Origin of the sequence: Catenulispora pinistramenti (assembly GCF_018274385.1) — a bacterium.
Lineage (GTDB): Bacteria > Actinomycetota > Actinomycetes > Streptomycetales > Catenulisporaceae > Catenulispora > Catenulispora pinistramenti.
The window spans coordinates 1-14885 of the sequence record NZ_JAAFYZ010000254.1; the positions used below are offsets into that span (position 1 = coordinate 1).

At 71.0% G+C, this 14885-nt stretch carries 9 protein-coding genes and 2 pseudogenes; 5 read left to right on the forward strand and 6 right to left on the reverse strand.

Translation table 11 applies throughout. From position 1 onward, the window contains the following. Window positions 1–590: 590 nt before the first annotated feature. Together KGQ19_RS41940 and KGQ19_RS41945 are read right to left on the reverse strand one after the other, a co-directional pair. Complete coding sequence (locus KGQ19_RS41940) at window positions 591–1379, reverse strand: DNA-formamidopyrimidine glycosylase family protein (protein WP_212019982.1); 789 nt, start codon at window positions 1377–1379, stop codon at window positions 591–593. A gap of 54 nt (window positions 1380–1433) precedes the next feature. Continuing rightward, window positions 1434–3119, reverse strand: a pseudogene (locus KGQ19_RS41945) (FAD-binding dehydrogenase); the annotation flags it as partial. 191 nt (window positions 3120–3310) lie between these two features. On the opposite strand from KGQ19_RS41945, the gene KGQ19_RS41950 reads away from it, so the two are divergent. Beyond that, window positions 3311–4261, forward strand: a complete 951-nt coding sequence (locus KGQ19_RS41950; protein ID WP_307856676.1) for a UTP--glucose-1-phosphate uridylyltransferase — start codon at window positions 3311–3313, stop codon at window positions 4259–4261. A 37-nt stretch (window positions 4262–4298) separates the two neighbouring features. Here KGQ19_RS41950 and otsB read toward each other — a convergent pair. After that, window positions 4299–5084 (reverse strand): annotated as a pseudogene (otsB, locus tag KGQ19_RS41955) (trehalose-phosphatase); the annotation flags it as partial. Further along, the gene (locus tag KGQ19_RS41960) at window positions 5084–6559 is read right to left on the reverse strand and encodes an alpha,alpha-trehalose-phosphate synthase (UDP-forming) (protein ID WP_212019988.1); all 1476 of its coding nucleotides are present in this window, start codon (window positions 6557–6559) and stop codon (window positions 5084–5086) included. The pseudogene otsB and the gene KGQ19_RS41960, both read right to left, overlap by 1 nt. Window positions 6560–6748: 189 nt before the next feature. Here KGQ19_RS41960 and KGQ19_RS41965 point away from each other — a divergent pair, with 189 nt between their 5' ends. After that, entirely contained in the window at window positions 6749–7597 is an 849-nt protein-coding gene (locus KGQ19_RS41965; protein WP_230420275.1) for a sirohydrochlorin chelatase, read from the forward strand. A gap of 77 nt (window positions 7598–7674) precedes the next feature. On the opposite strand, the gene KGQ19_RS41970 is transcribed toward KGQ19_RS41965, so the two are convergent. Continuing rightward, window positions 7675–8898, reverse strand: a complete 1224-nt coding sequence (locus tag KGQ19_RS41970; RefSeq protein ID WP_212019990.1) for an FUSC family protein — start codon at window positions 8896–8898, stop codon at window positions 7675–7677. A 35-nt stretch (window positions 8899–8933) separates the two neighbouring features. Then, window positions 8934–10421 carry an MFS transporter gene (locus tag KGQ19_RS41975; protein WP_212019992.1) on the reverse strand — a complete coding sequence of 496 codons (1488 nt, stop codon included), beginning with the start codon at window positions 10419–10421 and terminating at the stop codon, window positions 8934–8936. Window positions 10422–10625: 204 nt separating this feature from the next. Here KGQ19_RS41975 and KGQ19_RS41980 point away from each other — a divergent pair, with 204 nt between their 5' ends. The 3 genes from KGQ19_RS41980 (at window position 10626) to KGQ19_RS41990 (ending at window position 14795) form a co-directional block, all read left to right on the forward strand. Next, the gene (locus tag KGQ19_RS41980; protein ID WP_212019994.1) at window positions 10626–11504 is read left to right on the forward strand and encodes an alpha/beta fold hydrolase; all 879 of its coding nucleotides are present in this window, start codon (window positions 10626–10628) and stop codon (window positions 11502–11504) included. An 82-nt stretch (window positions 11505–11586) separates the two neighbouring features. Further along, window positions 11587–12426, forward strand: a complete 840-nt coding sequence (locus KGQ19_RS41985; protein ID WP_212019996.1) for an HAD family hydrolase — start codon at window positions 11587–11589, stop codon at window positions 12424–12426. Then, window positions 12423–14795 carry a glycoside hydrolase family 65 protein gene (locus tag KGQ19_RS41990; protein WP_212019997.1) on the forward strand — a complete coding sequence of 791 codons (2373 nt, stop codon included), beginning with the start codon at window positions 12423–12425 and terminating at the stop codon, window positions 14793–14795. Before KGQ19_RS41985 ends, KGQ19_RS41990 begins: the two co-directional genes overlap by 4 nt. Window positions 14796–14885 lie beyond the last annotated feature (90 nt).

Sequence of the window (14885 nt, forward strand, 5' to 3'; positions counted from 1 at the left end):
GGTTCGTTCCCCTCGGTCGCGTCGGCAGGGCTTCGCCTACAGTGCCGGTGGCCGGGGGTCAAGTTCGCGCTATCAAAAACCGCAGCTCACACGCATGACCGCAAGCGCGCGGACTTTACCCCCGGACACCGGTGCTGTACCCATCGGGCTGACGACGCGACCGTGGGGAACGGACCGCACCACCCCACAAACCACAGCCGCTGAGACCTGACCCGACCACCCGAGGGAACCGCGCTAGTTTCCCTGAGGTTGCCGAGGCCCGCCGGAGGCCCGGCTCTTCACCATGGGTTTGACCTTGACCTTGACTGTGGCTGTTGATCTTGCTCTTGATCTGGCCCTTTGCCCTTGCTCTGACTTGCTGGAGTTGAAGAGGCCTGAGGCGGGGCGGGATTGTGAACGCGGGAACCGGCAGCCGACAAACACACCCGCCGACCCGAACCCCGAACCGGCACAACTATGACCGAAGGCCGTAAAAAGCCTTGAAAACCACAGACCAACCGCAACCCGGCCAGCAATCCAGCGAAACCACCGCACCGACAACCTCCACCCAGGCCAAGTCATCACCAGGGCAAACGTAGCCTGATACGGCACTATCGCTCCGGCTGGCAGCTGGGACACCAGTACACGACCCGATCGTGAGGCGGGGTCCCCAGACTCGACGTCAGAATCCGCGTCCCGCACCGCCGGCACGGCTGCCGGGCCCGGCCGTAGACCCAGTTCCGCCGGTCGGCCCGGGGGTCCCCGGTCGTGACGTGGCCGCTGCGCAGCCGGTTGAGCGTCAGCAACCGGTGCGCCGTGTCCAGCACCTTCTCCAGATCGGGCACCTCCCCCACGGGCCGCCAGGGCGGGACCCGGGCCAGGAAGCTGAGCTCGTTCGCGTAGACGTTGCCCACCCCGGCCAGGTTCCGCTGGTCCAGCAGGGCCAGGCCGAGCGGTCGCGACGGATCGGCCGACAGCCGGCGCAAGGCCTCCTGCGGGTCCCAGTCCGGGCCCAACAGGTCCGGGCCGAGGTGGCCGACGGCGCTCGGCTCGTCGGCGGTGGGGAGCAGTTCGACGACGGGCAGCCGGTAGCCGACGGCGGTGCTGGTGGCGGTGCCCAGCACGACCCGGATCTGCCATCCCGGGCCGCCGCTCCATCGCTCGCCGGTCCGGTAGAGGGCCCAGCGTCCGTCCATGCGCAGGTGCGTGTGGAGCGTCAGCCCGCCCTCGAATCTGGTCAGCAGGTGCTTGCCCCGGGCGACGGTCTCCAGCACCCGGCGCCCGGTCAGATCCGACGTCGCCAGCGCCGGGACCCGCAGGTCGGCGACGACGAGGACGTCACCCGACAGCGCTTCGTGCAGCTGCGCGGCGGCCCGGAACACCGAATCGCCTTCGGGCATGACACCTCCTGCGTTGGTGGAGCCCTCGTGCGGGCTTGGGCCGTCAGCCCGCAATCAGCCCGCGCTGGACTCCGCCGCGGCCTGCCCGGCCTTCCGGCCGGAGAACAGGCAGCCGCCCAGGAAGGTCCCCTCCAGCGAGTTGTAACCGTGCATGCCGCCGCCTCCGAAGCCGGCGACCTCGCCGGCCGCGTACAGGCCCGGGATGGGCGAGCCGTCCGCGGCCAGGACGCGGGAGTCCAGGTCGGTCTGGATGCCGCCGAGGGTCTTGCGGGTCAGGATGTTGAGTTTGACGCCGATGAGCGGACCGGCCGCCGGGTCCAGGATCCGGTGCGGGCCGGCGGTGCGGCCCAGGCGGTCGCCGATGTAGCGGCGGGAGTTGCGGATGCCCTGGACCTGGGCGTCCTTGCTGTAGGGGTTGGCGATCTGCGAGTCGCGGGCCTGGATCTGGCGGCGCATCGCCGCGGCGTCCAGCAACGCCTCGCCGGTCATCGTGTTCATCTTCGCGACCAGCTCTTCCAGGCTCTTCGCCACCGCGAAGTCGGCGCCCTTCTCGAGGAACGCCTCGACCGGCGCCGGGGCGCCCTTGCCCACGAGCCGCTCGCGCAGGAACGCCTTGCGGTCGTTCGCCGTGATGTCAGGGTTCTGCTCCGAACCGGACAGCGCGAACTCCTTCTCCACGATCTGCCGGGTGAGCACGAACCACGAGTGGTCATACCCTGCGATGTCCGGATCGGTGCGCAGGTGGCGCAGCGTCCCGAGGGTGTCGTAGCCGGGCAGATACGGCGCGGGCAGTCGGCGGCCGAGAGCGTCGAACCACATTGACGACGGTCCCGGCAGGATCCTGATTCCGTGCCCGGGCCACACCGGGTCCCAGTTCCGCAGGCCCTCGGTGTAGTGCCACATCCGGTCCCGGTTGACCAGCCGCGCCCCGGCCCGCTCGCTGATGTCCAGCATCCGGCCGTCCACGTAGGCCGGGACGCCGGTCACCATGAAGCCCGGGGCCTTGCCGAGGCGCTCGGGCCAGAACTTCCGCACCACCTCGTGGTTCGCGCCGATCCCGCCGCTGGTGACGATCACCGCCTGCGCCGACAGCTCGAACTCGCCGATCGCCTCGCGGCTTGAAGGGACGCCGCGCGCCGCGTCGTCATCGGCCAGCACGGTGCCGCGGACCCCGGTGACCGTACCGTCGGCGACCACCAGTTCATCGACCCGGTGCCGGTGGTGGAACGTCAGCAGCCCGGAGGCCGCGGCCTGCTTCGCCAACCGGACGAAGGGCCCGACGACGCCGGTCCCGGTGCCCCACGTGACATGGAACCTCGGCACGGAATTGCCGTGCCCGTCGGCACGCAGATCGCCGCGCTCGGCCCAGCCGACGGTCGGGAGGAACTTCAGGCCGTGGCCGGCGAGCCAGGACCGCTTCTCCCCCGCCGCGAACTCGACGTAGGCGCGGGCCCAGCGGTAGCCCCAGGAATCCTCGTCGTCCCGGCGGTCGAACTGCGCGCTGCCGAGCCAGTCGTTCCAGGCCAGATCGAGGGAGTCCTTCACCCGCAGCCGCCGCTGCTCCGGGGAGTCCACAAGGAACAGCCCGCCGAACGACCACCAGGCCTGGCCGCCCAGGTCCGCGGCGTTCTCCTGCTCGACCAGCGCCACCTTCCGACCCCGCGAGGTCAGCTCGTGCGCGGCGGTGAGCCCGGCCAGGCCGGCTCCGACGATGATGACGTCAGCGTCCACGGGGTGGCTCCACTCCTGTCGTGCGGGCGTACGGGCTTCTGTCGTGCGGGCGTATGGGCGTTGAGAATGAACTTAAACCACATCGACCGCGTGGCAGCTATCACGCGTGTCGCACAGTGCGCCGGCGAGCGGGCGTTGGTAACCTCCGTCGTGTCCTGCCGGGCCGACCGGCGGTTCCGACCCGACCCGGAGGCCCCGTCGTGGCTGTGACGATCCGCAGGGCGGTGATCCCGGCCGCCGGGATCGGTTCCCGGATGCTGCCGTTGACCAAGGCGATCCCCAAGGAGATGCTGCCGGTCGGCGACCGGCCGGTCATCGAGCACACGGTGCGCGAGCTGGTGGCCTCCGGGATCACCGACATCACCATCGTGGTGTCCGGCGGCAAGTCGCTGATCCAGGACCACTTCCGGCCGAACCCGGCGCTCGTCGAGCAGCTGCGGGCCGCGGGCAAGGACGCCTACGCCCAGGCCGTCGAGGACGTCGCCGAACTGGCGCGCGCCGGCCACATCACCTACCAGGACCAGCACGGCCCCTACGGCAACGGCACCCCGGTGCTGAACGCGGCGCGCGGTCTGGGCGACGCCGAGCCGATGCTGGTGCTGTGGCCCGACGACGTGTTCGTGGCCGAAGTCCCGCGCGCCCAGCAGCTCATCGCCGCCTACGAGGCGACCGCCTGTCCGGTGCTGGCGTTGATGCCGATGGACCGCGCGGAGTCGGAGCGGTACGGCGTCCCGCTCGTGCACGAGGACCTGGGCGGCGGCTTGCTGCGGATCTCGGGTCTGCTGGAGAAGCCCAAGCCCGTGGACGCGCCCAGCGACTTCGCCGCGATCGGCGGCTACGTCGTCACCCCCGGGGTCGTGGAGGAGCTGCGCGAGGCCACCGCCCGCTGGGAGCAGCGGCGCACCGGCGAGGTGTATCTCACCGAGGCGATCAACGCCTACGCCGATACCCATGCCGTGTACGGGCAGGTCATCGCAGGGCGTTGGTACGACACCGGCAATCCTGAGGACTACCTGGTGGCGCAGTTCGCGCGCGCCCTGGCCGATCCCGACTACGGACCGGTCCTGCGCTCGCTGGCCGCCGAGACCGGCACCAGCGCCGAGACCGGCACCGGTGAAGACACCGGTACCGGCAGCGGCGCATCGGCCTGACCGGCTCCGCGCACGGTCAGTCACCCGATCGGCGAGTCTCCCCCGGCAGCCAGGCACCTCGCTCCGCCAGCAGGTAGTCCAGCAGCACCGCGACGTCCCCGGTGTCGGGCACGGAGAACGCGGCCAGGCTCTCGCCGGGACCGACCTTCACGCCCAGGTCCGGACCGGCCAGGCGCGCGAACGCCTTCTCGTCGGTGAGGTCGTCACCGAGGAACAGCGCGGCGGTGGCGTCGGCTTGATGGCGCAGCATGTCCAGGGCCGCACCCTTGTCGGTCTCGACGACCGCCAGCTCGATGACGGCCTTGCCCTCGGTGACATGCACCCCCTTCCACCGCGCCGGGCCCGAGCGGACCGCGTCCAGGACGGACTCGCCGACCGCCGGATCGGCCCGGCGCACGTGCACCGCGATGCTCGCCGGCTTCGTTTCCAGCAGGACGCCCGGTGTGCGGCCGACCAGCTGCGCGAGGCCGGCTTCCAGTCGGCGGCGCAGCTCCTGCGCGTCATCGTCCAGGGCCTGGGCGAATCCGGCATCGAGCTCCGCGCCGTGGCTGCCGATCAGATGCAGATTCTCCCCGGCCTGGAGCCCGGACAGCGCGGCCAGATCGCGCAGGGCTCGGCCGGAGATCAGACCGGTGGTCGTGTCGGGCAGGTCGGCCAGCGATCGCAGGGCCCGCATCGACTCCGGTCGCGGCACCGCCTGCGTGGGATCGGCGACGATGGGCGAGAGCGTCCCGTCGTAGTCGCAGACCACGAGCAGCCGGGGCGTCCGGGCCAGGCGGGCGACGGCCCGCCGCAGGCCCTCCGGCAGCGTCTCGGCACTCACTAGTGCACCGCCTCCATCCCAGTGGTCGTGGTCGTGGCCGTGGCGGGATCCAGGAAGTCGAGGAACGACCGCGCCCAGCGGCCCACGTCATGGGTCATCACCTGTCGGTGCAGGGTCCGCATTCTCGCGCGCTCCTCCATCGGGTCCATGGTCAGCGCCCGCACCAGCGCCTTCTTGACGCCGTCCAGGTCATGCGGGTTGACGAGCAGGGAGTAATCGCTCAGCTCGGCCGCCGCTCCGGCGAACTCGGAGAGCACCAGCACCCCGTCCAGTCCGTGCCGGGTGGCGATGTACTCCTTGCACACCAGGTTCATCCCGTCCCGCAGCGGCGTGACCACCATGACGTCGGCCGCGCTGTACAGCGCGACCAGCTCGTCCCGGTCCATCTGCTGGTGCAGGTAGTGCACGATCGGGCGGCCGACCCGGCCGAACTCGCCGTTGAGCCCCCCGACCTGCTGCTCGATGCTGCGTCGCATCGCCTGGTACTGGCCGACGCGCTCGCGGCTCGGGGTGGCCAGCTGGACCATGGCCACGTCCTCCGGATCCACCCGCCCCTCCACCAGCAGCTCGCGCAGGGCACGCAGCCGCACGTCGATGCCCTTGGTGTAGTCCAGCCGGTCCACGCCCAGCAGAAGGCGGCGGGGATCTCCCATATCCGAGCGCATCTGGCTGGCGCGCTTGGTGGTCCGGGCCTGCCGTGACAGCTCATCGAACGCCGCGGCGTCGATGGAGATGGGGAAGGCTCCGACCCGTACCTGGCGGCCGTCGAACGACACCGACCCGGGGCGGCTGCGGACCCGGACGGCCGCCTTGGTCGGTTCCAGATCGAGCAGCCGCCGGGCCAGCCACAGGAAGTTCTGGGCTCCCCCGGGCATCTGGAACCCGACGACGTCGGCCCCCAGCAGCCCGCGCACCACCTCGGCCCGCCAGGGCAGCTGCATGAACAGCTCGACCGGCGGAAACGGGATGTGCAGGAAGAAGCCGATGTGCAGGTCCGGACGCTGCTCACGGAGCATGGCCGGGACCAGTTGGAGCTGGTAGTCCTGCACCCACACGGTGGCCCCCGGGGCCGCCACCGCCGCCGCGGCGTCGGCGAACCGCTGGTTGACCACGACATAGCTGTCCCACCAGGACCGCTCGTAGACCGGCGGGACGATGACGTCGTGGTAGAGCGGCCACAGGGTGCCGTTGGAAAAGCCCTCGTAATAGTCCCGGACCTCGTCGGAGGACAACCTGACCGGGTGCATCAGCAGGCCGTCGTCATCGAACGGCTGCAGGTCCAGATCGGCCCGGCCGGACCAGCCGACCCAGGCGCCGTCCCGGCCGCGCAGGAACGGCTCCAGCGCGCTGACCAGACCGCCGGGGCTGGGACGCCACCGTTCGGTCCCGTCGTCGAGCAGTTCCAGGTCGACGGGCAGCCGGTTGGCGACCACCAGGAAATCCGCACCGCGCTGCTTCGTCGCTCCGACTGCCATATTTCTCCCGCCTAAGCACCGGAAAAGATTCTCCGCAGTCGCCGCGCCGCCCGCACCCTCGGAGCCGAGCCGGCGGCGATCCACTCACCTGTTTGTATGCCTGGTCAGGTGAGGTTGCCAAGTCGGCGTTTAGGATGATCCGTAGCGGGCAATCAGGGGCAGCGATGCCGCTTGCGATTGTGAGGAAGCATGAATCTGGTCCCCCCGCGACCCACGGCAGAGCGTCCACGAGGCGGTCCGGGTCGGACGGCGGCCGGGCCGGAGGCGGCACGGGCCGCCGTGGTCATCGTCGGCGGCCATGAGGGCGGCGCCGACGTGGCGGTCGATCCGCTGGTCGAGTACCGGCCGCTGGTGCGCGCGGCGTCGGCGCGGCAGCACCTGGAAGACGCGGTACGTCAGGCCCTTGACAGCTCCGAGCAACCGGTGTGCGTGGTCCCGATGACGCTGGGGCGCGATCCCGGACTGGTCGCCGACACCGCACGCACCCTGATGTCGCTGAGCGGCGGGGCGGCCGGCGGCCGGGTCATGCTGGCCGAGCCGTTCGCCGATCCGAACCAGCTGACCGGCTGGCTCCGGGTCGCGGTGGCCGGCGCCGCGGGCCCGGACGGCGGAACAGACCTGGCCGTGCTGCTGACCGCGAACGCCGCCAACCGGTTCGACGACGCCGAGCTGTTCCGGATCGCCCACCTGGTCAAGGCCCAGGACCACCTGCCGTGGGTGGAGGTCGCCTTCCGCGGCGGCGAGCCCGACGTCGCCGAGGGCGTCGAGCGCTGCCGGCGGCTGGGGGCGGGCCGGGTCGCCGTGGTCCCCGCGGACTTCCGGCCCGCGACCGGCCCCCTGATGCCCGGCGTCATCGACAACGGACCGCTGCTGGCGCCGTCGGCGGTCTCCGGCATGCTCGCCACCCGCGTCGCCGGGGCGCTGCTCCGGCTCAGCCAGGGCGACGACGGGATCGCCGGCGGGCTGGACGCCGACCACAGCCACGGTCACGCCGGCGGGGCTTGGCAGGATCCGGATCCGGGTCCTGACGAGGGCTGATCCGATCCGCCGCCGATCTGCTACCGAGCCGCCACTGATCCGCCACAGATCCACCACAGATCCGCCGAACACCCGGCTCAACTCTCGCGACCAGACAGCCGTCCCATCCGGACGAGCCGCTTGAGCCCGGCGAACCGCGCCACCCGCTCATGGCGGTCCGCCGTGGCGCGGTCCAGTTCCGCCATCAACCGCTGGGACCGGTGCTCCAGGTCCATCTCCTCCAGCATCCGGTCGATCTCGGCCAGCAGAGAGCCGTACAGCTGCCAGGCATAAGGGTGCTGCTGGACGCTGCTCAGGAGCATCTGGGCCACCGGCTCCCGACGCTCCCACGCGGCCGACAACTCGGCCGCCAGCCGGTCCTCGGCCTGCTCGGCGCTGCCGCTGACCTGGGTCGTCACCAGCACCGCGTAACTGACCATGGCCGCGCCGACGTCGGCCAGCAGCTCGGCGAGCGCCTGCGCCGTCTCGGCCGGGAACAGCGCCTCGCCCTCCGCACGCCGTTTGGCCAGGTCGGTCAGCGAGCGGGCCAGGACCCGCACCACGACCACGCAGATCTCCAGGGTGTCCAGTCCGGTCCGCAGGACCAGGCGCGCCAGCAGGCCGTCGCTGATCCTCGGGTTCAGGCGCAGGCTGTCCTCGGCCTGGCGCAGCGCGGCGTCCACGGCCGTGACGGCCTGGTCCAGGCGGCGGGCCTCGTGCAGCCGGTCCGCGGCCTGCTCGACCGGGACCGGCCGGTCCAGCTCCTCGCCGATGTCCAGAAGCAGACCCCTGGTACGGCGGGCCAGCCCGACGATCGAGTCGGCGGCCGGGTCCACCCAGACCGGCGGGGCGAGCACGCTGTTGAACAGCAGGCCGACAACCGCGCCGATCAACGTCTCCAGCACCCGCTCCCAGGCCTGGGACGCCAGCTGGGTCACGCCCAGGACCAGCATCGCGCTGATCGCGACCTCGTTGACGAACTCGCCGACCCGGATGAACTGGCCGACGGTGAGCGCGGCCAGGATGATCAGGCCCAGGCTCCACCAGGACAGGCCGACCACGGCGCTGAAGCCGACCGCGATCAGCACCCCGGCCACCACGGCGATCACCCGCCGGATCCCGGTGGTGAGCGTAGAGTACAAGGTCACCTGGACCACCAGCAGCGCCGTCAGCGGGGCGGTCAGCGGGTCCGGCTGGGAGCTGAGCGCCTCGGCGACGGCGTAGGCCAGCACCGCCGCGGCGGTGGCCCGGATCGTCCACACGGCCACCGGGTCGTCGCGGTACCGGGTCAGCGACGCGACGCGCTCCGGGATCTGCGGCATACCCTCGTCCCCCTCCTATCGCCGGTTCGGCGTTCCTACGCGCCGGCCGGAGACGGGGCGCCGCCGCCCTTGCCGCGGGCCGACATCGGCGGCGCCACGTCCTCCAGGCCCTGACGCTCGGCGTTGACGCCGAGGAACCAGCCGACCGCGCCGCCGATCATCATCACGACCGCGCCGATGACGTAGCCCCAGAACAGGGGCGTCCGGTCCGGATGCGGGTTGTGCGCTCCGCCGATCAGGTGGCCGAACAGGGACGGCGCGACGACTCCGCCGGCGCCTTGGGAGATCGCGAAGAAGAAGGAGATCGCCTGGGCGCGCAGCTCCAGCGGAAAGATCTCACTCACCGTCAGGTAGGCGGACGACGCGCCGGCCGAGGCGAAGAAGAAGGTCACGCACCAGAACGCGGTCTGCGTCGTGGCGTTCAGCACCCCGGCGTGGAAGGCGAAGGCTGACAACAGCAGCAGGAAACCGGAGAACCCGTAGGTCAGCAGGATCATCTTGCGCCGGCCGATGGTGTCGAACAGGTGCCCCAGCAGCAACGGCCCGACCAGGTTGCCCACCGCGAACGGGAAGAAGTAGTAGCTGGTGTGCGCTTTCGAGACGCCGTAGAAGTGCTGGAGGACGAGTGCGTAGGTGAAGAAGATCGCGTTGTAGAGGAAGGCCTGGGTGACCATCATCGAGAAGCCCAGGATCGAGCGGCGCGGGTACTGTCCGAAGAACACCTTCGCCATCTGCCGGTAGGTGATGCTCTTCTCGGGGATGATCTCGATCGCCTTGCTGTCCGGAACCGGCTCCAGCCGCGCGCCGTCGGCCCGCACCCTGGCCTCGATGTCGTCCACGACCTGTTCGGCCTCGGCCTGGCGGCCGTGGGTCATCAGCCAGCGCGGGCTCTCGGGGATGTGGCGTCGCAGGAAGATGATGGCGATGCCGATCGCCGGGCCGATCAGGAAGCCGATCCGCCAGCCGAGGTTCTGCGGCACCTGGTCGGAGAGCAGATACAGGTTCGCGGCGGCGCCGATCGCGGCGCCGCCCCAGTACGTGCCGTTCACGGCGATGTCGACGCGTCCGCGGTAGTGCGACGGGATGAGTTCGTCGATCGCGGAGTTGATCGCGGTGTACTCCCCGCCGATGCCGGTGCCGGCGATGAACCGCAGGACCAGCAGCGACCACAGGTCCCAGGAGAACCCGGCCAGGCCGCTGGCGACCAGGTAGACGCCGAGGGTCACCATGAACAGCTTGCGCCGGCCCAGCCGGTCGGTGATCCGGCCGAAAACCAGGGCGCCGGCCACCTCGCCGGCCAGATACACCGAGCCGACCGCGCCGACCGCGCCGTTGGTCAGCCCGAGCGAGCTCTGATAGCCGGCCTGCGACACGATCTGGATCTCCAGGCCGTCCAGGACCCAGGACACCCCGAGCCCGACGATCACCAGCCAGTGGAACCTGCTCCACGGCAGCCGGTCCATGCGGGCGGGCACCAGGCTGCGCTGGACGGCTCCGGTCGGCTCGCCCGCGACGGCGCTCATCAACTGCCCCTTCGATCGACGCTGCCGGTGCCGGCAGTGATCGAAGGATGCCCGTCCTCGGATATCCGAATCGGGACGCTCACCCGTTTGAAGCGCGGGACCGGTGGGCTCGAACTTCCGGACGGTGGTTCCGGACGGCGGGTTCCCGACGGCGGGTTCCGGACAGTCGTGCGGCGAGCGTGGGCGCGCGGGACAATGGCCGTCATGCGCCAGGAAACAGCGGTCGACGGATTCCGGCTGGCCTACGACCGGACCGGCGACGGGACGCGGCCCACCGTCGTGCTGCTGCACGGCTGGCCGGGCGACCGGACCGACTACCGCGAGGTCGTCCCGCTGGTCGCGCCGGCGGCCGAGGTGATCGTGCCCGATCTGCGGGGCTTCGGCGCCTCGGACAAGCTCGACGCCGAACCGGTCCGGCAGTACGACGCCGCCGCCCAGGCCCGCAGCGTCGCCGCTCTGATCGAACAGGTCGCGCCGGGACCGGCGGTGGTCGCCGGCTACGACATCGGGAGCAGGATCGCCCAGGCGCTCGCCAGGAACCGTCCCGACCTGGTCCGCGCCCTGGTCATCGCTCCGCCGCTGCCCGGGATCGGCGATCGGATCCTCGCCCCGGAGGCGCAGCGGGAGTTCTGGTATCAGGCCTTTCACAACCTGGAGCTGTCCACTCAGCTCGTGGACGGCCGGCCCGAAGCGGTGCGCGCATACCTGCGGCACTTCTGGTCGCACTGGTCCGGACCGGGTTACGAACCCGACGCCGAGCACCTGGACCACCTGGTGTCGGTCTACGCCGCACCGGGTGCGTTCACCGCGTCGATCAACTGGTATCGGGCCGGAGCCGGAGCGGTCGCCGCCTCGCTGGCGGAGCGGGTGCCGGCCGCGCGGGACCGGATCGCGGTCCCGACCACGGTGCTGTGGCCGGAACACGATCCGCTGTTTCCCAGCGAATGGTCCGACCGCATCGGTCAGTTCTTCGCCGCCGCGCGGCTGAGCCGGCTCGACGGCGTCGGCCATTTCTCGCCGATCGAAGCACCGGACCGGTTCGCCGCGGCCGTGGTGGCCGCGGTCCGGGCGGACACCGGCTGAGCGGTCCGGCGGGCCGGGACGTCACCTGAATGACCCAGGGGGGCCGCGAATAGAAACCCGAGACGGGGACATGGACAAGCACATGGACAAGCACAAGGACAACTCAGGGACATCGCCCCAGACCGGCCTGCCGGAGAAGATCCGGGCGTGCCTGTTCGACCTCGACGGGGTCCTCACCGAGACGGCGACGGTGCACGCCGCGGCGTGGAAGGAGATGTTCGACGCCTACCTGCGCTCCCGTCCGGAACCGTTCGTGCCCTTCGACCCGGTGGCCGACTACGACACCTACGTCGACGGCAAGACCAGGGCCGACGGGACCCGGTCGTTCCTGGCCTCGCGGCACATCGAACTGCCGGAGGGCTCCCCCGGCGACCCGCCGGGCGCCGCGACGGTCAACGGGCTCGGCAACGCCAAGAACGACATCGTCCTGCGGCTGCTCGACAGCGAGGGTGTGCACGTCTACGCGGGCTCGGTCCGCTATCTCAAGGCCGTGCGCGCGGCCGGGCTGCACCGGGCGGTGGTCTCCTCCAGCGCCAACTGCGAAAGCGTGCTGAAGGCCGCGGGCATCGATGACATGTTCGAGGTCCGCATCGACGGGGTGACGGTCGCCGAGGAGGGCCTGCCGGGCAAACCCGCCCCGGACACCTACCTCGCGGCGGCCAAGAAGCTGGGTGTGGAGCCCGGGCAGGCCGCGGTGTTCGAGGACGCGTTGGCCGGCGTGCAGGCCGGGCGGGCCGGCGGTTTCGGGTTCGTGGTGGGCGTGGACCGGATCGGGCAGGCCGAGGCGCTTCGCGCGGACGGCGCCGACACGGTCGTGTCCGACCTGGCCGATCTCCTGGACCAGGCTGGCCAGTCTGGCCAGGCCGACCAGTCTGGCCAGGCCGACAATGCCGACAATGCCAACCAGGAGCACCAGAAATGATCCGGCACGACTTCTACGCGGTGGAGCCGTGGAGCCTGCGGGAGACGAAGTTCGATCCCGACGTCCTGGGCCAGAGCGAATCGGTGTTCGCGCTGGGCAACGGCCACATCGGCTGGCGGGGCAACCTCGACGAGGGCGAGCCGCACGGCCTGCCCGGCTCCTATCTCAACGGCGTCTTCGAGTCCCACCCGCTGCCCTACGCCGAGGCCGGGTACGGCGACCCGGAAGCGGGCCAGACCGTCATCAACGTCACCAACGGCAAGGTGATCCGCCTGCTGGTCGACGACTCGCCGTTCGACCTGCGCTACGGACACGTCGTGAACCACGAGCGCGTGCTCGGCTTCCGCACCGGTCTGCTGGAGCGCCAGGTCGAGTGGGAGTCCCCGGTCGGCAAACGCGTGAAGGTGCGCGCGACCCGGCTGGTGTCGCTGGTCCAGCGCGCGATCGCGGCGATCAGCTACGAGGTCGAGGCCGTCGACACCGAACTGCGGGTGGTGGTCCAGTCCGAACTGGTCGCCAACGAAGAACTCCCGCCGAAAGCCGACGGCGACCCCCGGGCCTCGGCGGTGCTGGAGGCGCCGCTGCGGTCGGAGGAGTACAGCAGCCGCCCGGCCGGGGCGGTGCTGGTGCACCGGACCGCCGCCAGCGGACTGCGGGTCGCCGCCGCGATGGGTCATGAGGTGGAGGCGCCGCAGGCACTGGACGAGACCGTGGAGAGCTTCGAGGACCTGGCCCGGTACACGGTGACGGCCGTCCTGAAGCCCGGAGAGCGGCTGCGGCTGGTCAAGTACGTCGCCTACGGCTGGTCGCAGGTACGGTCCGAGCCCGCGGTGCGGGCCCAGGTGGAGGCCGCGCTGGCCGGCGCGGTGCAGACCGGCTGGGACGGCCTGGTCGCCGAGCAGCGGACCTACCTGGACGACTTCTGGGCGCGGGCCGACGTCGAGGTCGAGGGGGACGCCGAGATCCAGCAGGCGGTGCGGTTCGCGCTGTTCCACGTGCTGCAGGCCGGCGCCCGGGCCGAGGGCCGGGCCATCCCGGCCAAGGGCCTGACCGGGACCGGCTACGACGGTCACGCCTTCTGGGACACCGAGACCTACATTCTTCCGGTCCTGACATACACCGTCCCGCAAGCCGCGGCCGAGGCGCTGCGCTGGCGCCGTGACACCCTGCCGCAGGCGTTGGAGCGCGCCGGTCAGCTCGGCCTGAAGGGCGCCGCGTTCCCGTGGCGGACCATCACCGGCGCCGAATGCTCAGGGTACTGGCCGGCCAGTACCGCGGCGTTCCACGTCAACGCCGACATCGCCGACGCGGTGACCCGGTACATCGCGGTCACCGGCGACACCGACTTCGAGAAGAGCGTCGGGCTGGAACTGCTCGTCGAGACGGCCAGACTGTGGCGGTCGCTCGGCCACCACGACGCCCGGGGCCGGTTCCGCATCGACGGGGTCACCGGGCCCGACGAGTACAGCGCGATCGCGGACAACAACCTCTACACGAACCTGATGGCGCAGCACAATCTGCTCTCCGCCGCCGCGGTCGCCGAGCGCTACTCTGACCGGGCACTGGAATCCGGCGTCGACGACGAGGAAGCCGCCTCCTGGCGGGACGCGGCCGCGGCCATGTTCATCCCCTACGACGACGCGCTCGACGTCCACCAGCAGGCCGAGGGCTTCACCTCACACGAGGTCTGGGACTTCGCCGGCACCCCGGCGGAGCACTATCCGCTCCTGCTGCACTTCCCCTACTTCGACCTCTACCGCAAGCAGGTCCTCAAGCAGGCCGACTTGGTACTGGCCATGCACCTGCGATCCGAGTCCTTCACCGACGAGCAGAAGGCCCGCAACTTCGCGTACTACGAAGCGCTCACCGTCCGGGACTCCTCCCTGTCGGCGTGCACCCAGGCGGTGATGGCCGCCGAGGTCGGACAGCTGGAACTGGCCGCCGACTACCTGGCCGAAGCCGCGCTCATGGACCTGGACGACCTGGAGCACAACACCCGCGACGGATTGCACATCGCCTCCCTGGCCGGAACCTGGATCGCACTGGTCGCCGGACTCGCCGGAATGCGCCAACACCACGATCCGCACGAAGGCACCACCCTCGGCTTCAAGCCCCGGCTGCCCGCGGGCATCACACGACTGGCCGTCAACCTCTCACTGCGGCAGAGCAGGCTCCGCATCGAAGTCACCGCGGACGCCGTCACCTACAGCCTGCTGGACGGCCCGCCACAACGAATCCTGCACCACGGCCACCCCATCGACGTCACCCCGGACAACCCGGTCACCCGCCCGATCGCACGACTGCCCACCGCCGCCCCGCTGCACCAACCGGCGGGGCGCGCGCCGCGTCGGTGGGAGGCGGCGCAGTGAGCACGCGGTGAGGGACGGGGCGGCGGGCGGGGCGACGGCGGGCAGCCGCGCGATCGGCCGGGGAGGTACATGTCCGGCTCGGTGCGGAAC

Bases quoted from the DNA above. Each gene is read 5' to 3' on its own strand.
- KGQ19_RS41940 (WP_212019982.1), bottom strand. From the start codon at position 1,379: ATGCCCGAAGGCGATTCGGTGTTCCGGGCCGCCGCGCAGCTGCACGAA.
- KGQ19_RS41960 (WP_212019988.1), bottom strand. From the start codon at position 6,559: ATGGCAGTCGGAGCGACGAAGCAGCGCGGTGCGGATTTCCTGGTGGTC.
- KGQ19_RS41965 (WP_230420275.1), top strand. From the start codon at position 6,749: ATGAATCTGGTCCCCCCGCGACCCACGGCAGAGCGTCCACGAGGCGGT.
- KGQ19_RS41970 (WP_212019990.1), bottom strand. From the start codon at position 8,898: ATGCCGCAGATCCCGGAGCGCGTCGCGTCGCTGACCCGGTACCGCGAC.
- KGQ19_RS41975 (WP_212019992.1), bottom strand. From the start codon at position 10,421: ATGAGCGCCGTCGCGGGCGAGCCGACCGGAGCCGTCCAGCGCAGCCTG.
- KGQ19_RS41980 (WP_212019994.1), top strand. From the start codon at position 10,626: ATGCGCCAGGAAACAGCGGTCGACGGATTCCGGCTGGCCTACGACCGG.
- KGQ19_RS41985 (WP_212019996.1), top strand. From the start codon at position 11,587: ATGGACAAGCACAAGGACAACTCAGGGACATCGCCCCAGACCGGCCTG.
- KGQ19_RS41990 (WP_212019997.1), top strand. From the start codon at position 12,423: ATGATCCGGCACGACTTCTACGCGGTGGAGCCGTGGAGCCTGCGGGAG.